We start from the raw sequence: 1295 nt of genomic DNA on the forward strand, positions 1-1295 counted from the left end.
TCTTATCTCAGGAAGGGATCAGCCTCCTGAACTTAAACGTCTGGGTCAGTCGCTCTTTGTCAATGATGAGGTTCTGCTGGCAGCCGCCACCTCTGCCTATATGCAGGTTCATGTACTGAAAGGAAATTTACAGCAGGAAGCTCTGAATAAACTGTTGTCATACCATAAACCCGTCGGATATGTAGTACACATTGAGGATAACAGGCAGACTTACCCTGTGCCCACCGGTTATCCAAAACTGGAAGTGACTGAGGCTCCGGGAGAGATTATTGTTTTTCATGGTCAGAAGCAGAACTCTGCGGATATCGCCTTTGTAGAAACCCTCTATACACTCTGGCAAGAAGCTGAGGGTAATAACCACGCTCTTGCAGTAACAACAAAGGTTAAAAACCTTAAGATCGAAAGCTACCAGTACGCCATTCGAAGCAGGCAGATGGCAGTGCTGGAAGAGTGGGATGCGCGGTACGAAGCCGGAGAAGCTGTCATTGGCGAAAATGAGGCGAGGAAACGTGCACAAGAAGATCAAACGGTGATGTTTTCGCTTGATTTCTATGAGTCTCTCCAACAGGCATTGACCAGTGCTACTCCAACAGATCATGTCCATGAATTTGAGTTCTCACTGGAACACATCAGAGTCGCTTCGTTATTCATCACACCAATCTGGTTGCAGGTTCAACTCGCAAAACACTTCAGCTTCAAACCCGTAATTAAAGGTCTTCTCACTAACCCGCATTTTATTCGGAGTATTCTCAGCATTATACCCGTTTCCTCCGAATTACAGACCGAATTTTTATACAAAAACGAAGAGTTCGCTAACCAGGTTTTAAGCGACATGGCCAGACAATTGATTGAGATCGAAAGCACGCAGGAAGAGCTACAGATAAAAGAAGCCAAACTCATACAGCTTAAAAGTCAATTGCGGCTCACAGTGGATAAAGCCATTGCCAGTGAAAAGAAAAAATTAAGAGCACAACAAATCAGGCTACAAGTTGAGGATGAACTTGCTCAGCTTCGTAACATACACGAAGTATTGCATAGCCAGACACAAACACTCCAGCAGGAAGCCCAACGAATTCCTGCGCTGGAACAAAAGATTCGTGATGCCAGAAAAGAATCCAGAAAGGTTTACAACTCTGAACTGGCAATACAACTTGGCATAGATGACTGGGATGATACCCAGCCACTGGATGAGCAAGCCAGACGCCTCTCAGAAAAAATTAATGACATGAACAGAGCGGTCGCCGCAACCTTTACTGGAGCAGGTCTGCTTGATGAGGAAGCTGTAAAAGCAAAAC

General features: G+C 45.3%; 1 protein-coding gene. It reads left to right on the top strand.

Going from position 1 to position 1295, the window contains the following annotated elements:
* Window positions 1–1295, top strand: a 1295-nt coding sequence (locus tag KDK18_RS05345; protein ID WP_257253740.1) for a hypothetical protein, incomplete at both ends; no start/stop codon positions are given.

This window comes from Endozoicomonas sp. SESOKO3 (assembly GCF_024606255.1).